The organism is Capnocytophaga sp. oral taxon 336 str. F0502 (genome assembly GCF_000411575.1).
GTDB lineage: Bacteria > Bacteroidota > Bacteroidia > Flavobacteriales > Flavobacteriaceae > Capnocytophaga > Capnocytophaga ochracea.
The window spans coordinates 65,596-87,385 of the sequence record NZ_KE150489.1; the positions used below are offsets into that span (position 1 = coordinate 65,596).

The 21,790-nt window shown below is 38.7% G+C and carries 16 protein-coding genes; 6 read left to right on the plus strand and 10 right to left on the minus strand.

Going from position 1 to position 21,790, the window contains the following annotated elements; all coding sequences use genetic code 11:
• Positions 1-124 precede the first annotated feature (124 nt).
• Positions 125-2,191: a methionine--tRNA ligase gene (metG, locus tag HMPREF1528_RS03740; RefSeq protein ID WP_016478694.1), complete on the plus strand. Its 2,067-nt coding sequence runs from the start codon at positions 125-127 to the stop codon at positions 2,189-2,191.
• A gap of 32 nt (positions 2,192-2,223) precedes the next feature.
• Here the strand turns inward: metG and HMPREF1528_RS03745 are convergent, their stop codons facing one another.
• The 8 genes from HMPREF1528_RS03745 to HMPREF1528_RS03780 form a co-directional block, all read right to left on the minus strand.
• Entirely contained in the window at positions 2,224-3,099 is an 876-nt protein-coding gene (locus tag HMPREF1528_RS03745; protein ID WP_016478695.1) for a DMT family transporter, read from the minus strand.
• Positions 3,100-3,107: 8 nt separating this feature from the next.
• Positions 3,108-3,473, minus strand: a complete 366-nt coding sequence (locus HMPREF1528_RS03750) for a diacylglycerol kinase family protein (RefSeq protein ID WP_009411791.1) — start codon at positions 3,471-3,473, stop codon at positions 3,108-3,110.
• Between the two features lie 16 nt (positions 3,474-3,489).
• Entirely contained in the window at positions 3,490-4,188 is a 699-nt protein-coding gene (locus tag HMPREF1528_RS03755) for a polyprenol monophosphomannose synthase (RefSeq protein ID WP_016478696.1), read from the minus strand.
• 133 nt (positions 4,189-4,321) lie between these two features.
• Positions 4,322-5,584: an aminotransferase class I/II-fold pyridoxal phosphate-dependent enzyme gene (locus tag HMPREF1528_RS03760; RefSeq protein ID WP_016478697.1), complete on the minus strand. Its 1,263-nt coding sequence runs from the start codon at positions 5,582-5,584 to the stop codon at positions 4,322-4,324.
• A gap of 34 nt (positions 5,585-5,618) precedes the next feature.
• The gene (locus tag HMPREF1528_RS03765) at positions 5,619-6,620 is read right to left on the minus strand and encodes a PLP-dependent cysteine synthase family protein (protein WP_016478698.1); all 1,002 of its coding nucleotides are present in this window, start codon (positions 6,618-6,620) and stop codon (positions 5,619-5,621) included.
• Positions 6,621-6,668: 48 nt separating this feature from the next.
• Positions 6,669-7,034, minus strand: coding sequence for a hypothetical protein (locus HMPREF1528_RS03770; RefSeq protein WP_016478699.1), 366 nt, complete (start codon positions 7,032-7,034; stop codon positions 6,669-6,671).
• Between the two features lie 20 nt (positions 7,035-7,054).
• Positions 7,055-7,924: a nucleoside phosphorylase gene (locus HMPREF1528_RS03775; RefSeq protein WP_016478700.1), complete on the minus strand. Its 870-nt coding sequence runs from the start codon at positions 7,922-7,924 to the stop codon at positions 7,055-7,057.
• A 49-nt stretch (positions 7,925-7,973) separates the two neighbouring features.
• Entirely contained in the window at positions 7,974-10,430 is a 2,457-nt protein-coding gene (locus HMPREF1528_RS03780) for a hybrid sensor histidine kinase/response regulator (RefSeq protein WP_232211456.1), read from the minus strand.
• Positions 10,431-11,193: 763 nt separating this feature from the next.
• Here HMPREF1528_RS03780 and HMPREF1528_RS03785 point away from each other — a divergent pair.
• The 3 genes from HMPREF1528_RS03785 to HMPREF1528_RS03795 all read left to right on the plus strand — a co-directional run bounded on the left by HMPREF1528_RS03785 (position 11,194) and on the right by HMPREF1528_RS03795 (position 15,205).
• Positions 11,194-11,745 (plus strand): DUF4199 domain-containing protein, encoded by a 552-nt coding sequence (locus HMPREF1528_RS03785; RefSeq protein WP_015782863.1) that lies wholly within the window; start codon positions 11,194-11,196, stop codon positions 11,743-11,745.
• A gap of 422 nt (positions 11,746-12,167) precedes the next feature.
• Positions 12,168-13,307 carry a heparan-alpha-glucosaminide N-acetyltransferase domain-containing protein gene (locus HMPREF1528_RS03790; RefSeq protein WP_016478702.1) on the plus strand — a complete coding sequence of 380 codons (1,140 nt, stop codon included), beginning with the start codon at positions 12,168-12,170 and terminating at the stop codon, positions 13,305-13,307.
• Positions 13,304-15,205 (plus strand): S9 family peptidase, encoded by a 1,902-nt coding sequence (locus HMPREF1528_RS03795; protein WP_016478703.1) that lies wholly within the window; start codon positions 13,304-13,306, stop codon positions 15,203-15,205. The genes HMPREF1528_RS03790 and HMPREF1528_RS03795 overlap by 4 nt, the downstream gene beginning before the upstream one ends.
• 45 nt (positions 15,206-15,250) lie before the next feature.
• Here HMPREF1528_RS03795 and cysK read toward each other — a convergent pair whose 3' ends face one another.
• Together cysK and HMPREF1528_RS03805 are read right to left on the minus strand one after the other, a co-directional pair.
• Positions 15,251-16,159: a cysteine synthase A gene (gene cysK, locus HMPREF1528_RS03800; RefSeq protein ID WP_016478704.1), complete on the minus strand. Its 909-nt coding sequence runs from the start codon at positions 16,157-16,159 to the stop codon at positions 15,251-15,253.
• An 85-nt stretch (positions 16,160-16,244) separates the two neighbouring features.
• Positions 16,245-17,087: a serine O-acetyltransferase gene (locus HMPREF1528_RS03805; RefSeq protein WP_016478705.1), complete on the minus strand. Its 843-nt coding sequence runs from the start codon at positions 17,085-17,087 to the stop codon at positions 16,245-16,247.
• Positions 17,088-17,913: 826 nt separating this feature from the next.
• Here HMPREF1528_RS03805 and HMPREF1528_RS03810 point away from each other — a divergent pair.
• Together HMPREF1528_RS03810 and HMPREF1528_RS03815 are read left to right on the plus strand one after the other, a co-directional pair.
• On the plus strand, positions 17,914-20,547 hold the full coding sequence (locus HMPREF1528_RS03810; RefSeq protein WP_016478706.1) for a TonB-dependent receptor plug domain-containing protein: 2,634 nt from the start codon (positions 17,914-17,916) through the stop codon (positions 20,545-20,547).
• Between the two features lie 30 nt (positions 20,548-20,577).
• Positions 20,578-21,786 carry a DUF4876 domain-containing protein gene (locus tag HMPREF1528_RS03815; RefSeq protein WP_009418737.1) on the plus strand — a complete coding sequence of 403 codons (1,209 nt, stop codon included), beginning with the start codon at positions 20,578-20,580 and terminating at the stop codon, positions 21,784-21,786.
• Positions 21,787-21,790: the final 4 nt, after the last annotated feature.

Here is a 21,790-nt window from a genome sequence, read left to right on the forward strand (position 1 = left end):
GTCTTTTCTCCATCTGCCCGTGTGGCTCGCACTCGTAGAATATACTTTTTCAATTTTCACTTTTCACTTTTCACTTTTATTCGTACCTTTGCCACCCAAAAATATATAATTCAAAACTCAAAAAATGTCTAAACGTTATACCATTACGGCAGCCCTACCCTATACCAATGGACCTATTCACATCGGTCATTTGGCGGGAGTATATGTGCCAGCTGATATTTTTGCACGTTATCAACGCTTAAAAAACAACGATGTAGCCTTTATTTGCGGAAGCGATGAACACGGAGTAGCTATCTCTATCAAAGCCAAAAAAGAAGGTACTACCCCACAGGCTATTATCGATAAATACCACGCTATTATCAAGCAATCATTTGCTGATTTTGGCATTTCATTCGACAACTATTCGCGTACTTCTGCCCCTATCCATCACCAAACAGCTTCCGATTTCTTCAAAAAACTGTATGAACAAGGTGATTTTATCGAAGAAATATCAGAACAACTCTATGATGAAGAGGCGCACCAATTCCTTGCCGACCGCTTTGTGATTGGTACTTGCCCGAAATGTGGCAATCCTGAGGCTTATGGCGACCAATGCGAGCGTTGCGGTAGTTCACTCAACGCTACCGACCTCATCGACCCTAAATCGTCAATCACAGGTAGCAAACCTACGCTAAAAGCTACCAAACACTGGTTTTTACCCCTCAATCGCTACCAAGAGTTTTTGGAAAAATGGATATTAGAAGGTCACAAATCCGATTGGAAACCTAATGTATATGGGCAGGTGAAAAGTTGGTTAGACGACGAACTCAAACCGCGTGCTGTAACTCGCGACCTCGATTGGGGAATTCCCGTACCCGTAGAAGGCGCTGAAGGCAAAGTGCTCTACGTGTGGTTCGATGCGCCTATTGGTTATATTTCTTCTACTAAAGAGTGGGCTGAACGCGAAGGCAAAGACTGGCGTCCTTATTGGCAAGACAGTGATACCCAATTGGTGCATTTCATTGGGAAAGACAATATCGTATTCCATTGCATTATCTTCCCTGCGATGCTCAAGGCTGAAGGTAGCTTTATACTGCCTGCAAATGTGCCTGCTAATGAGTTCCTAAACTTAGAAGGCAACAAACTCTCTACCTCCAAAAACTGGGCTGTGTGGTTACACGAGTACTTGCAAGATTTTCCTAATCAGCAAGATGTATTGCGTTATGTTCTTACCGCCAACGCTCCCGAAACCAAAGACAACGACTTTACTTGGAAAGACTTCCAAGCGCGTAACAACAACGAACTTGTGGCTATCTTTGGGAATTTCATCAACAGAGTGGCAGTGCTAACACAGAAATATTATGAAGGAGTTGTACCACAAGCAGATACTTATAATAACGTAGATACTGAAACACTTCGTCAAATCACAGAACTTACCGATAAGATAGAACAATCATTAGAACGTTACCGTTTTCGCGAAGCCCAACAAGAGTTGATGAATATGGCACGCTTAGGCAATAAATATTTAGCTGATGAAGAACCCTGGAAACTCATCAAAACTGACCCAGAGCGCGTAAAGACTGTAATGTACATCGCTTCACAAATTGCAACAGCTTTGGCAGTTGCTAGCGAACCTTTCTTGCCTTTCACCTCCGAGAAACTGAAACGTATGTTGCAATTGGGGACAATTACTTGGGAAAGTCTAAAAACAAACGCCACCGAATTGCTAAAAGCAGGACATCGCATAGGCGTTGCGGAACTTCTTTTTGAAAAGATTGAAGATGCCACTATCGAAAAACAATTACAGCGTTTAGAGAACACTAAATTAACTAATAAGCAAGAAGCGCAAGCTAATGCTGAAACTGAAGTAGCTCCACAAAAAGAACTCATCAGTTACGATGATTTTGCAAAGATGGATATTCGTATTGGTACTATCTTGGAAGCTGAAAAGATGCCTAAGGCAGATAAACTTCTCGTTTTAAAAGTAGATACAGGTATTGATAAACGCACTATTGTTTCCGGTATAGCCCAAAGTTTTGCCCCTGAAGAGATTATTGGCAAAAAAGTAACCGTATTGGTAAACCTTGCTCCACGCAAACTACGCGGTGTAGAAAGCCAAGGAATGATACTAATGGTAGAAAATTCCGAAGGCAAATACACCTTCATCAATCCTGATGCCGATGGAATTACTAATGGTACAGAAGTAAAGTAAGAATATTATAAAAGTAGAGTTACATTGTATCTCTACTTTTTTCTTTTTAAGATATCTATCATTACCGCAATGATAATGAGTAGCACTCCTATAATGAGGTTTGTAGTAATGCTTTCTTGCTGAAATATCCAAATACTAATAGCCACTGCTACAATGGGTTCCATTACCCCAATAATAGCCGTGGGGGTTGAACCTATCATTCTGATAGCATAAATAAGGGTGATGATAGAAAATAAGGTAGTTACTATACCGAAACTTGTGAGTAGTAAACTCATCTTTACCTCGGGGATAGGAAGAGGTGTACCTATAACCCATAGTTTTACAAGAAAATAAACTGAAGAAAATAAGGTAGAATAAAACGATACTTTTATTCCTGAAGCCGATATTTTTGACTTATTGACAATGAGCATATAGAGTGCATACGAAATTGCTCCAAGTAGTGATACTCCTGCCCCTATATAGTTGATTGAAAAGTTTGTAATATCTTTTACACTAAGCAAAAAAACACCTATTAATACAATAAAAAGTGCTAAAATCGTAGGAAAAGTAATACGTTCTTTGAAGAAAACACCTAAGGCAAGTGCTACTATAAGCGGATACATAAAAAATATAGTAGAAGCAATTCCTGGGGAGAGCAAATCGTAGGCAAGAAAGAGAAATTCAGCTGAAAGGGCGTACAACAATCCTAAAATGAGGAAGACAAATACTTCACGAGGGGTAATGCGCAGTGTTTCTTTTCGGTAGAAAAGATAAAGCATAATAAAAAGACTCGCTGTAATAAAGCGATAGAAAAGTGCTGCATCTACTGAAAAACCTTGCTGCTTGATAGGAATCATAAACAGCGGAATCATACCATAAGTAACCGCTGAAATAAAAGCTGCTAAATACCCTTTTACTATATCTTTCATAGTAAAAATTAAAAAAGCTCCGTTACATAAGGATAGTAGATAATACCTAGCACAATAGTAACTGGTATCACTGCAAAACCTACACTCCCTGCAGCTACATCTTTGATAATCCCAATAGTTTTATGATGATCTGGGTGAATGAAGTCGCAGAGTTTCTCAACGGCTGTATTGAGACCTTCAACTGACAGTACTATAGCGATACACAACAGTTGTACAATCCACTCATTGGTAGTAATGCCGAAACAAAAGCCTAAAATCACCCATACTAAAGAGATGACAATGTGTACCATCACTGGGGGTTCATTCTTTATTAAATAAAACAAACCTTGAAATACATATTGTAAGCTTTTGAGTCTTTTTCTTATAAATTCCATAATTCTTTATGCTGATTTATTTTTTAAATCGCATTCCGATAACGCCAAAGATAGCTTCACGGATAATGCTTTTATTCATTTTTGATTTTCCTTTAATTCTATCGGTAAAGATGATAGGTACTTCTGTAATTTTAAACTTCTTGAGGTAAGCGCGATACTTCATCTCTATTTGAAAAGCATAGCCCACAAATCGGATAGTATTCAGGTCGATGCTCTCTAATACCCTTCGGTGGTAACACACAAAGCCAGCAGTAGGGTCTTTGATTTTCATTCCTGTAATCACCCTCACATAGATAGAAGCCCCATAGGACAACAAGATGCGTTGCAAAGGCCAATTCACTACATTCACACCTTTTACATAACGCGACCCAATCGCAACATCAGCACCTTGCTGACAAGCCTCATAAAGTCGTAAGAGGTCAGTGGGGTTATGAGAGAAATCGGCATCCATCTCAAAAATATATTCATAGTCGCGTGCTAATGCCCATTCAAAACCGTGAATATAAGCTGTTCCTAAGCCTTTTTTCTCTGTGCGTACCTCTAAAAAAAGTCGGTTAGGGTAAATATTTTGTAATTCGCGTACCTTATCGGCAGTATCATCAGGAGAATTGTCGTCTACAATAAGAATGTGAAACTTATCACTTTGGGCAAATACAGCCTTTATGATAGCTTCTATATTTTCAATTTCGTTGTATGTAGGAATGACAATTAACAATGGACAATTAATAATTTAACAAGGTGGGTATACACAAAAACTTTGCCAAAGTTGGTCGTAGCATAGTAAGCTATCTCACTTTGGCAAAGTATTTTTATATAAAATATTCAGTTTATCATTATTGTTAGCTGAATTACATATCTCCCATTTCTTTAGTAAGCTCAGCATTCATAGCACGGTATACACCTGTTTCGAGTTTTTCACGAATCGCTGAAAATGCTTCCAAAGTACGGTCGATATCTTCTTTACTATGTGAAGCGGTAGGAATAATACGCAAGAGTATCATTCCTTTTGGAATCACAGGATAAACTACTATTGACAAGAAGATACCATAGTGCTCGCGTAGGTCGTTTACCATAGCCATTGCCTCAGGAATACTACCGTGCAAGAATACAGGCGTTACGCAAGTATTGGTATTACCGATATTGAAACCACGTTCTTTAAGTCCGTTTTGCAAACGATTTACATTATCCCATAACTTTTGTTGTAGTTCAGGCATTGTTTCCATCATTTCCAAACGTTTCAAAGCACCTTTTACATAAATCATTGGAAGTGATTTAGCAAACATTTGAGAGCGGAGATTGTATTTGAGGTAGTCCACTACTTTAGCATTTCCAGCTACGAAAGCCCCAATACCAGCCATTGATTTGGCAAAAGTAGAGAAATAGACATCAATTTCATCTTGTACGCCTTGGTGAACTCCTGTTCCTTCTCCACGAGGGCCTAAGGTACCAAAACCGTGCGCATCGTCTACCAAAAGGCGGAAAGGATATTTCTTTTTAAGGGCTACGATTTCTTTAAGTTTGCCTTGTTCACCACGCATCCCGAAAACACCTTCTGAAATCACCAAGATACCGCCTCCTGTAGTTTCAGCTAATTTAGCCGCACGCTCTAAGTTTTTCTCAAAGCTCTCCATATCGTTGTGTTGATAGGTATAGCGTTTGCCAAAGTGCAAGCGTACCCCATCGATGATACAAGCGTGTGCATCAACATCGTATACAATCACATCGTTTTTAGTAACCAAAGCATCAATGATAGATACCATTCCTTGGTAACCGAAGTTGAGCAAATAAGATGCTTCTTTGTGTACAAATTTGGCTAAACGTTTTTCGAGTTCTTCGTGCATAGTAGTATGCCCGCTCATCATACGAGCCCCCATAGGGTAAGCTGCACCATACTCGGCAGCTGCTTCGGCATCTACTTTGCGCACTTCAGGATGATTGGCAAGCCCTAAATAGTCGTTAATACTCCAGTTGAGGATTTCTTTCCCTTGGAATTTCATATGAGGACCTAATTCACCTTCTAATTTAGGGAATACATAATACCCCTCGGCGTGTTCTGACCAACGCCCTATACTTCCTTTATTTGCATAAATATGCTCAAATAAATCTTTCATTCGTTCTTTATCTTATTTTGTTAATTGATAATTGTTAGTCAATAAATCCTTGTTTTTTCATCCAGTCGTCGCTGTAGATTTTGTTCATATAACGTGAACCGTGATCGGCGAAGAGGACTACTACGATGCTATTTTCGTCGAATTTACCTGCCTCAGCATATTGTTTTACCGCTTGTATTGCAGCCCCACTAGTGTAGCCCATAAAAAGTCCTTCAGTACGTGCCAATTCACGAGCGGTGAGTGCCGCATCTTTATCGGTTACTTTGATGAACTCATCAATAACATCAAAATCAGTAGCAGTAGGAATCAAGTTTTTACCTATTCCTTCTATTTTGTATGGATATACTTCAGCAGGGTCAAACTCTCGGGTTTCGTGATATTTTTTGATAGCCGAACCATAGGCATCTACCCCCAGTACTTGCACTCTTGGGTTTTGCTCTTTTAGGTAGTGAGCAATACCTGAAATGGTACCGCCTGTTCCACTACATACCACCACATGAGTAATCTCGCCTTGTGTTTGTTCCCATATCTCACGCCCTGTCTGGTAATGAGATTCTGGGTTTAGTGGATTGAAATACTGATTGATGTAAATTGAATCGGGGATTTCGCTGTGTATACGTTTGGCTACCTCGTAATAAGAACGAGGGTCATCGGGAGCAACATTTGCAGGGCACAAATGCACCTCTGCCCCTAAGGCTTGGAGCATTTCCACTTTGTCGTGAGAAGATTTATCGCTAATTGCAATGATACAGCGGTAGCCTCTTAGGGCACTTATCATTGCTAAACTGTAGCCTGTATTGCCAGAGCTAGTTTCTACGATGGTACTACCTGGTTTAAGTAATCCCTTACGTTCGGCATCTTCTACAATGTACTTAGCCACCCTATCCTTAGCAGAATGACCCACATTGAAAGCCTCAAGCTTTGCAAAATAACGCCCTTTGAGACCTTTGGTAATTTTGTGCAATTCCAAAAGGGGTGTATTACCAATGAGTTGTAGTAAGCTGCTATGTACGTTCAATGATTCATCTATTTTCATTAGTTACTTAGTTTATTTTGAGTGGCAAAAATACGAATAATTTATCAATTAGCAAATTTCTATGAGTCCTTGAAAGTTGAGTTTATAAGGCTCATCTTTATATAAAGGGAGGGTTTCATCTGTTACATTGCTAAGCCCTACACCAGCGTAGAAAGTACGAGCGTTGTGCCTTTCGGCGTGTTTGCGCACCACTTCCATAAATACAATATCATACTCGGTAGGGTCATCGCCATAAGGCACAGCCCGTACAATGATGAAGTACTTTTGGTTCTTTTTATCCACACATACAAATTGAGGGTCGCGCTTGAGTTCACTATTCACTAATAGAAATTCCCATTGTAGTTCCTTTTGTAAGGCTTCACCTACAATGTTCATCGCTAAATTGTGGAGTTCTTGACCTGTGAGAGGTGTCATATTCACTTTTTATATAGCGACTATTTTGCCAATTGTTCTAAGCCATATACTATCAAATCTTCTACTACTTTTTTAGTATCCTTAGTGAAAGTACCTGTAGGGCGATTGGCAATGATAGCATTGAGTGAAACAGCTTGGTGTCCTAAGAGTTTAGAAAGCCCATAGATAGCAGAGGTTTCCATTTCGAGGTTCGTCATACGATGACCATTATGATTAAAACTGTGTAGTTTATCATTGAGGTCAGGGTCTTGCACTGGCAAGCGCAATACGCGTCCTTGAGGACCGTAGAAGCCTGGAGCAGTACCAGTAATTCCTTCAAATACCTTATCGGTGAGGAGGCGTTTTTTGAGTTCTTGTCCGCAAGCGATGATATAAGGGCGACCTTTGAGAGGATTCCAATTTGTATGAGCAATAAAAGCCTCTTCCATAGCGAGTTCGCGCACCTTAGGACTATCTTTATACGAATGGAACATATTGTCCATACCCAATCCGTGAGAAGATAGCACAAAACTATCTACGGGTATATCGGCTTGTAGAGAGCCTGAGGTACCGAAACGCACTATATTGAGCGAGGTGAGCTGCTCTTTGGGCTTACGGGTGTTCAAATCAATATTGGCAAGAGCATCGAGCTCGTTGATAACAATGTCGATATTGTCAGGACCTATACCAGTGGAAATTACGGTGAGGCGTTTACCTTTATAAGAACCCGTATGAGTGCAGAATTCGCGTTTTTGGGTGCTAAATTCTATATTGTCAAAATAAGTACTCACACGAGGCACACGATTAGGGTCGCCTACCAAAATAATGGTATCGGCTACTTGTTCAGGTCGCAAATTGATGTGGTAAATACTACCATCGGGATTCAAGATAAGTTCAGATTCTTTAATCATAGTATGGTGGGTTTTTAATTCTAAAATATTATTATTAATTATATTTAACTTATTGCATTATTTTCTTTAAATAACTTTCAATAGCTGGTTTGCATTCATTGTTAAACAGCTGTTCTAACTTATGAATTTGAGAATGTAAGTCTGAAATGCTTTCATTAGTTACCTTATTTAAGTAGATGAGTATTTCGGATTCACGCTTGGCATTTATCTGTGCAAACATACTGGTCATTTTATGAGCTATTGCCTTAATACCTTTGTAATCCTTATTATCAACATAGATTTTTAAGTTTTCCAAGTTAGTATCTGTTTCGGCTAAGAAATGTTGATAAATATTAACAATACCTTCTATATCATCTCCCATAAAGTTCTCCAATACCTCAGGAGTATATCCTCCTGTGGTAGCATTATCGGTTAAGATAATTGTCTTTTGTTCTACTTTGGTGTCGAGCTTAGGGAAGAAGACTTTTAGCTTCTCATAAAACTGCTCAGGAGTAAACGGTTTAGAAAGGATACCGGAGAAGCCACTCTTCATATAGAAACTTTCAGGCACGTCGCGTCTGCCTGTAATGGCTAATACAGGAAGCGGGTTGTTCTTATACTGTTCATTGAAGAGCGTTACAAAGTGGAAGCCATTCATTTCGGGCAATTGTATATCGGTAATTACCAAGTCGAAATTATGGTTAGTCATTTGAGTAAACGCATCTTTACCATTGTTAAACGTAATAGCGTTAATGTCCTTCTGCTTCAAGAGTTCTTCAATGAGACTAAGGATTGAAAAGTCGTCATCAATTACTATAATTGAAATCTTATTGGCAGGCTTGTTTGAGGTTATAATTTGAGGTGCTTTAGTTCGCTCTACTACTTTTTCGGCTAAGAAGCGTAAGGTAAAGGTACTGCCCTTGCCTTCGTTGCTCTCTAAATATATCTTACCTCTGAGCAGATGCGCTAATTTTTGGGAGATATGCAAGCCTAAACCAGAACCTCCATAACGCTTAGAAATCTCATCGTTGGCTTGAGTAAACTCATCAAAGATGTGTTGTTGCTGTTCTTTCTTTATACCAATACCTGTATCGGTAACGGCAATACCTATTTCATACACATCGTTGCTTAACGGACGTGCATCGGCTTGTATGTGTACGTTCCCGCGTTCGGTAAACTTAAAGGCATTAGAAATGAGGTTATACAATATCTGCTTCACACGATAAGCATCGCTTGAAAAGTTTAGATTATTTACCGTTTCGGAAAAAGTGAAGGTAAGGTTTATTTCCTTAGTTTTATAAGCTGACTTCACATTATTGGCTACCTCATCAATAATTTCGGCGGTATTGAAAGGAACTTTTTCAACAGATATTTTTCCTGCCTCGATACGAGTATAATCCAATAGTTCATCTACTAATTTAGATATATATTCTGATGAATACTTGATATGTGAAAGATAATTCTTACCCTTATCGGAGATTTTCTGTTTGCTAAGCAATTCGGAATATCCCACAATAGAACTCAATGGAGTACGCAAATCGTGGCTTACCATAGAAATGAGTTGCTCACGGTTTTTCAGTAGATTATACGATTTCCGGTTAGCGGTTTCGAGTTTGCGACGATAACGTTGAGAGGTAACAAAATCATTGATAATCACAATAGAAGAAATGGCAATAATGCCCAAAGCTACCAAAAAGGCTAACATCAATAGGTTTTTACTATTCTCAAAAATAGCTCGACGCTCTTGACTTAGTTTTTGAGAATTAGCCAATACCTCTTCTTCAAAATTATGTAGTAGGTCGTCAAGTTTTTGAGATAAACGCACATCGTTTTGCCAAAGGCTTTGCATTCGTTCATTAATTTGGCTTTTAGACTCTTGCGTATCTTCATTTACCTTATTGAGCAAGGTAAGCGTTTCCATTACTACCTTATCGAATTTGGTATTTTTGAACGTTTTTGGAATCTTGATATTCTTATATTTCTTTAAGATAGAGGCAATATCAGTAGCGGGAACAGGAGTATATTCTCTATTTTTACGTCGGGAATAGGTTTTGTTATATACTTCATAACCTAAATAAGGTTCCAAACTTGAGAGCTTACTGATGGCACTGCGAATAATGATAGAAGTACTGTCGCTTTCTTGAAAAGCTTTTAACTCCTGCAAGTTTTCACTTTTAAGATTTAGCAAAGAAGTAATAGTATCAAGGGTTAAAAGCTGTCTTTCGGAAGTAATATCACGACGAAATTTTAGTACCTCATTCTGTAAAGTAACATTTTTTTCTAAGAAAACTTGAAGTGCTTCTCTATCATCGGTACGTATAGCGACCCTTCCTGCGCTTTCGGTATCGTTCATCAGGGTGAGTATCTTGCTAATTTGGATAATTTTATTTCTGTCTTGCTGGTTAATTTCTTCTTGGTGTGAGAGTTTTTGTATTTCTTTATAAACTACATATCCAGCTACAATAGACACGCAGATGAGCAATACATAGCTCACAATAACTTTAAGAGTTACTTTGTTTGACTTCATTTTGAGTATTTTAGTGCGTAAAAAAGACATTTATTAACCGACAAAAGTACGACTTTTTTTTTAATGTACAACTATAATAAGAAAAATCTATATTTTTAAGAAGTAAAAGATAAAAAAATGGTTAATGATTAATGGTTAATGATTAATGATTAATGATTAATGGTTAATGGTTAATGGTTAATGGTGAAATTATACAAAGCTTATAAGATAGTTGAACAATAAGAGGCTTTTCAGTGGGTCTACAGTGGGTCTACAGTGGCTCTACAGTGGGTCTACAATAAATAAAAGACGGTACGAGCTGCACGGGCAGATAGAGAAAAGACGAACAAAATATCCTCTCCCCAATCACATACTCTCCTATTCGGAGACTACTCCCAAGGAGAGGGAGTGTAGTAACGGAAAAGTGAGACGAACAAAAGACGGTGCGAGCCGCACGGGCAGATAAAAAATGAACGAACAAATGACGAACAAATGACGAACAATGAACGAACAAAAGGCGAAGGTAAGTTAACGTTAAAACAGAGATAAAAAGAAGGTTATTGAGAGGACTTCTACTCTGCCAAAGTTAAATCTTGGCAAAGTCCATAACACTAAAGCGAAAATAAGATTGAGAGCAGAAGATAATTTGTTGTAGAACTGGTGTTTATAAGAAATGATTTATACAAGGGGATTTCCGAGGTGAGAAAAAAAGAAGAAAAAATTATTTTTTTTATTGTATGTATTAATATTTTTTCTACTTTTGTGGCATTAACTTAAATATTCAATGTTTATGGAAACAAAAAATGTAAATTTCCTAAGTATTGCACTTAGAAACGGTATTTTATTGGGGGTTGCTTGTGTAGTTTTAAGCGTATTGCTGTACGTAACCAACCTTTTGTACACTGGAAGTTTTTTGATAGGTGCTATCACTTGGCTATTGAATTTAGCTATCTGTGTAGTTTTTATCGTGATGGCTGTTCAGCAGTACAAAACGGCTAACGACGGTTTCTTAACTGTAGGTGAAGCTATTAAAGTGGGGATAGTAACCGCTCTCGTAGGAGGGGTAATCGCTGCTATTTACAGTGTAATCTACACTACTGTTATTGACCCTAACTATTATGAAAAAGTAGTAGAGGTTACAATGGAAAAAATGAGTGCTTTTACCTCTAATTTCAGTGAAGAACAAATGGAAGAGCTTCGTGAAAAAACACTTGAGAGCAAGCCTTCTGTGGTATGGACATTCTTTTCATCGATATTGGGCTCTGCTATTGGAGGTGTTATTATCTCGGCTATAGTAGGAGCTGTGAAGAAGAAAGAACGCCCAATGCCTCTTTAATGGTTGCTCCCTCTCAATAGATAAAAACAACTGATTATCAGTAATAAAACTTTGCCAAAGGTTGTAGCGCAACAAGCTATTGAAACTTTGGCAAAGTTCTTTTATTATAAAAGAGCTAACATTGCTCGTTACTTGTTGATACTATTAAGTCAATCACATAAAATTTCCTTCTAAAAAGAAGAAACAGAAATTGAAACACATTAGTTTCAAAATTTTAAAAAAATCGGTAGCAAGCTACCTAAAATACTTTGCTAAAACCTTTCACACAAGGAAAAACCTCAATTTTTGTTTAATTCATAATGACGTAAGCCTCACTTCTTTACTCATTGGATTTCGTACGTTTTCCTTAGTTAGTTCTTAACTATTACTTGCTAATTGTTATTTATTTTGTACCTTTGCACTCTCTTTATGATATTAAGATTATGGAAAAAATAAAGAAATTCAGACTTGACTTCATAGATGTGATTCGCGCCTTTGCTATCTGTATGATGCTACAAGGGCACTTTATAAATGGACTACTTGCTGACCGCTACCGCGACGAAAATAACTTTATATACTGGCTATGGCACTACTGCACTGGTATTACTGCTCCTGTGTTCTTCACTGTTTCGGGGTTTATCTTCACTTTTTTATTGGTAAAAGAAAGTGATGCTACAAAAGTAGGCTGGAATAATCCTCGCGTGAAGAAAGGTATTAGGCGTGGACTGATGCTCATCGGTATTGCTTACTTCTTGCGTATGAGTTTCCAAAGTGTAGATGTACTGCACTGTATTGGGCTTTCGCTCTTGTTGCTCATCGCTACTTACTTACTTTCATATAACCGCAAGTCGTGGGTAATGCCTACGATATTGCTCACCACTACCCTACTGGCGTTTACTTTTGAGCCTTTTTACAAGGATTTGCGCTTTGATTCACTACCCTTGCCGATTGCTAATTATCTGACTCGTGCACACGGTAGTTTCTTTCCTATTTTTCCTTGGTTTGGTTATGTGTCGTTTGGAGGGTTTATGGGGTATCTATTTCAGCAATACAAAAATCACCCTCACTTATACCGCAATGCTATTCTGCTATTTCTAAGCGTAGGAGCATTCTTGTTGTGGGGTTTTCACTTTATGATAGAACAATTGTTCTATATCAACCATTCGCCATTTTTTGAGCGATTAATGCAGGACTTTGCTTATTTACGTTTGGGGAATGTATTGCTTGTATTTGGTTTCTTTGCCCTAATGCGCAATGTGATTACTTCACAACTGATTAAAACTATTGGGCAAAACACCCTATCGATTTACGTTATACACTGCTTTATCATATATGGTAGTATTACCTCACACGGGCTTATACAGCACTTCGGAGGGCAGTTAAAACCTTATCAAGTGGTATTAGGAGCGCCTGCCTTTATAGCCGTGTGCGTATGGTTATCATTTATTTACAACCGGATAAAACCTGTTATAAAATCAGGGATTGCTTTTGTATTAAAAGAAATCAGAGCGTTTTTGGTAGAGAGTTACCAATTTATTGTAAAACTATTAGGAAGGCTTGTTGCCTTATTTGTTAAGGAATGAAAAAACATCTTATTATTTTAGCTTCGGTTATGGCATTTAATAGCATACAAGCACAACAACCTCTCACCCCCGAAAAACTATGGGAACTACATCGCGTGAATGGTATAGGTATTACTCCCGACCAGCAATATGTATTGGTGAGTGTGAGTACTCCAAATATAAAGGAAAATACTTTTAACAAAGAATACTATAAACTTGCCGTAAAAGGAGGTGTACCCATTCCTATAAGCAAAGAAGAGGTAGAAAAGCTCACGGCTAAATACAATACCGATAAAAGCCTAAAACTCACTCATAAGGAAGTAAAATTAAAGTCGGTTTTAGGGAAAGACTTCTATACCGACTTAGAAAAATCATCAGGAAAACTGTACAGTAGCTTAGACCATCGCCATTGGGACACGTGGAATGAAGGTAGTTACAATCACGTGATGATAGAAGATAGTAATGGTAAGCAAACTGATATAATGGAAGGATTGCCTTATTACTGTCCGCAGTTGCCTTTTGGAGGTGATGAGGATTATATATGGAGTCTCGACGGTAAAAAGGTACTTTATGTTACCAAAGCCAAAGTAGGCACTGATTATGTACTGAGCACTAATACTGATATCTATGAGTACGACCTCATCTCGAAAAAAACAACAAACCTCACCGAAGGAATGATGGGGTATGACACCAACCCTCAGTATAGCAAAGAAGGCGTTCTTGCGTGGCTCAGTATGGCACACGATGGTAATGAAGCTGATAAAAACGACCTTTATATATTGAAGGACGGCAAGCGTATTAACCTTACAGCTAACTGGGATAATACTGTTTTCAGTTACCGATGGAGCAATGATGGGAAGCAAATATACCTAATTGCGGCTACCCAAGGAACAGAGCAAGTATTTGTAGTAGCTCCTTTTAGTAAAGATACCACCCCAAGACAACTCACACAAGGCGTATTTGATGTGAATAGTATAGTAGGACAAGCAGGAGACCAATTGGTTGTGATGCGCACGGATATGAACCACGCAGCTGAACTGTATACTATCAATTTAAAAGAGAAAAAAGGACGCATAACACTATCACAGCTTTCACATTTTAATGATGAGCTATACAAAGGGATTGCTGAATGTCCTATTAAGGAGCGTATCATCAAAACTACTGACGGCAAGAGAATGCACGCTTGGGTAATTTACCCACCCAACTTTGACCCTAACAAGAAGTATCCTACCCTACTCTACTGCCAAGGAGGACCACAATCTGTTGTGAGCCAATTTTACAGTTTCCGTTGGAACTTTCAAGTAATGGCTTCACAAGGTTATATAGTGATAGCTCCCAACCGCAGAGGATTACCAGGCTTTGGGATAGAATGGAATGCGCAAATTAGTGGAGATTGGGGCGGACAGCCAATGCGCGATTACCTATCGGCTATTGATGATATTGCCAAGGAACCTTATGTAGACAAGGAACGATTGGGAGCTATAGGTGCCAGCTACGGAGGATATTCAATCTACTACTTAGCAGGTATTCACCAAAAACGTTTCAAGACGTTTATTGCCCATTGCGGAGTATTCAACTTACAAAGTATGTATGGCACTACCGAAGAGCTCTTCTTCAACAATAACGAAATAGGAGGTGCTTATTGGGATAAAAAGAACGCTGTAGCGCAAAAATCGTATAAAGAGTTTAATCCTATAGAGAAGATTACAGAATGGGACACCCCTATTCTCATCATTCACGGAGGGAAGGACTACCGAGTACCCGAAGAACAAGGATTCCAAGCCTTTACAGCAGCTCAACTGAGAGGCATCAAGAGTGAGTTACTTTATTTTCCTGATGAGAACCACTGGGTATTACAACCTCAGAATGGACTCTTATGGCAGAGAACGTTTTTCAAATGGCTAAAAGAAACATTATAAAACTAAAAGAGGCTATCCTAATCGGGTAGCCTCTTTTTTTATATATTAGAAGAGTCCTTCTACTGACCAATAACGTTCGCCTGTATCATAGTTTACAGTAAGGACACGTGCCTTAGGGTCTTTTTTGAGTACTTTGGCTACAGCTGCCAAAGAAGCTCCCGTAGAAATACCAGCTAAAATACCTTCTTCTTTCGCTAACTTGCGGGCATATTCAAAAGCCTCATCTTTACTTATTAATAGAATATCATCTACAAGCTTAGCATCATAATTCTTTGGCACAAAACCAGCGCCTATCCCTTGTAGAGGGTGAGGACCAGCTGCCCCTCCACTGAGTACGGGTGATAGTTCGGGTTCTACGGCTATGGTTTTAAGATGAGGGAAGTGTTGTTTAAGCACTTTGGATACCCCAGAAATATGTCCACCAGTACCGACTCCTGTTACAAAATAATCAAAGCCATCGGGGAAGGATTGCAAGATTTCTTGAGCAGTAGTACGCTCGTGTACCTCAGGGTTAGCAGGGTTCTCGAACTGTTGAGGCACCCAATAGTTAGGTTTACCTTCGGCTATTTCGAGGGCTTTGGCAATGGCACCTCCTGTTCCTTTTTCTTTTGGAGTTAATACAACCTCAGCTCCATAAGCCGATACCAATTTACGGCGCTCTATACTCATAGATTCAGGCATTACCACAATGAGCTTATAACCTTTTACAGCAGCTACTAAGGCAAGTCCAACCCCTGTATTACCTGAGGTAGGCTCTACAATCACAGTATTTTTATTGAGGATACCTTTGTTTTCAGCATCTTCAATCATTGCGAGTGCGATTCGGTCTTTAATACTACCGCCTGGATTCAAGCGTTCTAACTTGATAAATACGTTGGCTTCTTTACCAAACAATCGGTTAATTTTCACTTCGGGAGTACGCCCGATAAGTTCTAAAACATTTTTGTACGCCATTATATAATTATTTATTAGTTACGTGTTTGTTAATGGTTAGTGGTTAATGATTAGTGAATTGGTTTTAGGGACTAATGTTTAAAGACTAAATTACAAAATTAATAGGTTCTTCATACACTTCGTTGTCTTTTACTATGATTTGACTCTTGTGGAAAACTTTGGTAAAAGGTTCTATGCTATGGGTAAGCCATACGTTCCCGCCAATAACGCTATCGTGACCTATTACGGTTTCACCTCCTAAGATTGTGGCACCTGAGTAAATTACCACATTGTCTTGAATAGTAGGATGACGCTTAGTATGAGCCTTATCTACCGATACTGAGAGTGCCCCTAAGGTAACCCCTTGGTATACTTTTACGTGGTTACCTATAACCGTAGTTTCACCAATAACGATAGCCGTACCGTGGTCTATCATAAAAGGGACGCCAATGGTTGCTCCTGGGTGAATGTCGATACCTGTTTTGCTATGGGCGTATTCGGTGAGTATACGGGGCAAGAGTGGTACTTCGCGCGTCCATAGTTCGTGAGCGATACGATATACCATAATAGCAAAGAAACCAGGATAGGTAACTTGTACTTCTCTGAGAGAGGTAGCTGCTGGGTCACTATCGATAAAATACTGAGCATCTTGTTTTAATTGAGCATAAATAGTGGGCAAAATACAATCGTAATAATCAGTTAGTTGCTCTTTTTGAGGTCCGTTTTGCAAAAAATCATCTACAATACTGATAAAATCATAACGCAATTCCTCATAGCGTGCTTCTATATTCGCTTTAGAGAGACAAGTACGCTCATCTATGAGAAATAAGAACTGAAAGAGTTCTTCTACAAAGGTGTTAATACGCTGTTTGCTTACGTGATGTTTGATGTTTTTACTTTCTTGATAGAGTTCGATAATGAAACTCTCGGTACAATTTACTTTTGTCATTATTATAAAAAAATAGCCCCACTACCTATTATGAGCAGTGGGGTGTTGTTATTTCGTTTACTAAAATATATATACTGATACTTTCAAGAAATAACGAGCCTTGCACCGTTCACAGGGAAGGTACAACACATCATCATTATTTGAAAAGTATACAGTTTCATACAGTACTATTCTATTAATCGGGGCAAAGGTAAGAATATTTTTCTAACTACCAAAGAAAAACTGAAATATTTTTATTTTCTTTGTTATACAAAAAGATATAATCGGAGTTCTAGGATTGTCTTAGAAAAGAGATGAGGAAGCAGAAAAATAACGAAGAGGAACGGAAGAGGTGATTCAGATAAAAGATAAAAGATGAGAGGTAAAATGGGTATGCTTAGCCTATAGGAAGCTTATAGGAAGCTTATACGAATCTTGGAAGATTGATATAGAAAGGGTATGTAAGTAATTGATTAATACTATAATACAACAAGGTTAAAAGTGTTAAAAAAGAGGTTTCGTGACGAAAGAAAAGGAAGGATAAATTAGAGAATTAGTCAATTTGAAAGTTAGAAAATTTGGAATTTAATAAATGCAAAAGTGACTTATTGGAGGTTTCGGGAAGACTTTGAAAGAAATGGAAGGAAGTGGATAGTAAGAAGTGCAAAGGTTAAATGAATTCGACAAGAGGTAATATAGTGATGCAAAAGCGATTGAAAAAATAGTATTCTGTTATATTTAACAGATGTTAAATTAAGCATTTTTATAAGTTTAATATTAATATTATTTAGATTTGTTTTATATAATTCAAAAAAAGTACTACCTTTGCAGTCCTATTTAGTGAAGAATGAAAAGTAAAAAGAAATATACACAATCATTACGATACCAAAGGTTCATCTCTTTGGTACTCATTGCTTTTCCTATTTTTTGCTCGGCTCTTTACGCTCAAACTGCAACTCTCACCACTGCTTCTCCTACTACTATTTCTGATACTACACAACCTATTCAGTTAGAAGAAGTGGTGGTAACTGCCAAAGAACTTCCTGCTCCTATCTCTACTTCGCTTATCGACCGAAAGGCTATGCGACATCTCCAGCCGTCCAGCTTTGCCGATTTGGTGAGTTTGCTCCCTGGTCGGCAAGTTACGACTCCCTCACTGAACTATGCCAATACGCTCACTCTCAGGCAAACAGGAACGCCTATGGACGGCTATAGTATTTCCTCTTTAGGCGTAGGCTTCAATATTGATGGTGTTCCCTTAGATGTGAATAACAATATGCAATCTACGGTAGGTACCGGAATGATTATCACCCCTCAATCGAATTACGCCGATAAGAAGCGCAACACTACCCGCTCGGGGGTAGATATGCGCACTATTGCTACCGATGATATTGAAACAGTGGAGATTATACGTGGTATTCCATCGGTGCAGTTTGGAGATATCAGTAGTGGAGTAGTAACAATTCACCGCCAAAAAGGCTATACTCCCCTTAGGGCGCGTACCAAAGCCGATGGTTTTAGCAAACTTTTCTATGTAGGCAAAGGCTTTGAACTTACTGAAAATCGCCTCAAACTCAACTTCAGTTTAGATTATTTAGATTCCCAACCCGACCCGCGTAACAGCTTTGAAAACTACAAACGTTACACTGCTTCGGCTCGTGCCGAAAAACACTTTAATACCGAAAATCCGCTTACGTGGAATTTCAGCATCGACTATACGGGCACTATCGACAAGGAAAAACGAGACCCCGATGTAGGTTTTGATCGCTATGATGCTTATCAATCCATTTACAACAATATCCGTATCGCCAATGGGCTGAGTTGGGAACTCCACAAAACATTCTTCAAAACATTGGTACTCAAAACTAGTTACTCGCAGAGTTTTGACCGTATTGAACAAGACAAATGGGTACAAATCACCAATGCGCGCCCTGTCTTCACAAACACAGAAGCAGGTGAATTTTATGGCGCATTTTCCGACCCTAACTATGTGTCGCACTTGCTCGTAGATGGCAAACCGCTACACCTTTATACCGACTTTGCAGCAGGAGGTTATAAACGTTTTGCAGGATTCCTTAACGAGTTTCTTATAGGGCTTACTTACAACTACAACAAAAACAACGGTCTGGGTCAGGTATACGATTTGGCGCACCCACCTTCACCCGAAATGACTACACGTCCGCGTGCTTTCAAGAGTATTCCAGCGATGCAGGATATGTCTTTTTATGTTGAAGAACAGTTAGAAAAAACCTTTTGGCATACCGATTTCTTCTTGCGTGCCGGTTTGCGCGCCAACACCCTTTTAGGACTTGATTCACGCTACGCATTGCATAACAAGGTGTGTTTCGACCCACGTGTGAATATGAAAGTTACTTTTCCTAAAATTAAATTTGCTAACCAAAAAGCTCTCAGTATCAGTCTTACAGGTGGTTGGGGCAAGCACAGCAAACTCCCTACTCAAGAGATGCTCTACCCTCAAGAAAAATACGAAGATTTTGTTCAGCTAAATTACTATCACAACCAAAGGGCATACCGCCAATTGCACTATAAAACATATATTTTCCCGCAAGTGAACTACAGCATTATGCCCGCGGTGAACAGCAAAGCCGAAGTGCGCCTTGGCTTGGAATACGACCACCATTCGCTGTTTATCACCTATTTCGACGAGCGTATGCAATCGGGTTTTCGAAAGATGAGCGATTATCACAAGGTATTCTATAAAAAATACGATGCTACAGGGCTCAATCACAATGCGATTACTGCCCCTCCTTTGGTAGAAAACCTGCCCTATACTGTGCAAGACGCCCTGATACTCTCAGATATGGAGAGCAATGGCTCAGCTATCGATAAACAAGGGGTGGAATTTCAGTACAGTAGCAAGCGCCTACAATTGCTCAACACTCGCTTTACCCTTAGTGGTGCGTGGTTTCACAGCTTGTATTACAACTCATTGCCTGTATATCGTCCTGCCGATAAAGATGTCATCAACAACCGCAAATATTACAATCTGGGAGTATATCCTGAAATGGAGAAGTACGACTGTGAACAGTTACAAACCAGTCTCGTAGCCGACACTTACCTCCCTGAACTGCATCTCATCACCTCTGTACGTTGCGACCTCACTTGGTATGTTATCAACAGCAGTCCATCTCTTAGTCGTGTGCCCACTCACTACATCAGTGAAGATGGTGTGCGTCACCCATATACAGCGACAGAAGCGAGTGACCCCGTATTGCAATGGCTCATACGCCCTACAACTATAAGTCTCAGTGATAGAACCCCATTATCAATGAACATACATCTAAAAATATCAAAAGAATTTTATAAATATTTTACCCTTTCGATATATGTAAACAATCTGTTCAACTTTTACGAGGACTACCGTGTGAACAGACAATACATCAACCGTCGTGGACTTATCAACCCCTATTTTGGAATGGAGATGAACATTTCTTTAGGGAAGAGTAAATTAGCAAATTAGTAAACTAGCAAATTAATAAATTAACATATTATGAGACATTTAAAACAACTTTTAGCTTTAGCACTTACTTTAGTGCTCTTAAACGCTTGTAAGAAGGATGATGATAATATCAACACCATTGTTACTACACGCAATCTTACCCTTCAGCTACAAAATCCTGATAAGGTAACCAATGTTCGGTATGGTACGCTCACCCTTACTCTTACAGAACTCAACAAGAATGAGAAAGTAGAACGTATTTTTACTAATCTTTCTCAAAATGAATTAACCCTTCCTCTTTTGATGGGGAGCTATGAACTGCGCATTGCCACCACTGCTACTTATACCCTTGATGGCAAGACCGTAGCAGGTGAACTCAGTGCTTTCGTTAGCAAAATAGATGTGCTTAGCGATAGCTCTTTTAAAGTACCTTTATCTATCAAAGCTAAAGGTAATGACTTTATTATAGAAGAAATCTTTTTTGTTGGCACTTTAACTCCTGAAGGAAAACAATACTTTGGTGACCAGTATATCAAACTTTATAACAATACTGATAAGGTGCTTTACGCCGATGGTTTGGTATTAGCAGATTCTAAGTTTTTAACGGTAACCAAAAGAGATTACACTCCCAATATAATGAAAGAAGCCTTTGCAGTAGAAGGTATGGTGCAAATACCTGGTACAGGCACTCAATATCCCGTGCAACCAGGTGCTTCTATTGTTATTGCTGAACAAGGAATTAACCATAAAGAAAACAATCCTAATTCTTTAGATTTGAGCAAAGCTAACTTTGAGAATTATTATCCTCCAAGAGTAAAAGATATAGATAGCCCTACTGTTACCAATAATATCAATTTGTATGGTATTCTCATATTCAATAATCGAGGTAATAGAAGCTATGTGATAGCCCGTTTTCCAGAAGGTACTGCTACTTCTACTCTTAGATATGACTATGAATATGAAGTTAATGTTAAAGGCAAAATAGTTAAAAAGACAGGGAGTACGTTGAAAATTCCTAATGAGTGGATAGTAGATGCCGTAAATCTAAGTACTGAAAAAGGTTTCGAATGGTTGGTGACCGATACTTCTTTGGATTCAGGCTATACTTATGTAACTAAAGATGAGGAAGACAAAACTCGTTATGGCAAATCTGTACGTCGTAAGGTTCTTTCTGAAAACAATGGTAAGCCTATCTTTAAAGATACTAACAACTCTACTGAAGATTTTGAAATTCTCACTACACCTACACTTAAAAAGTGAAAAG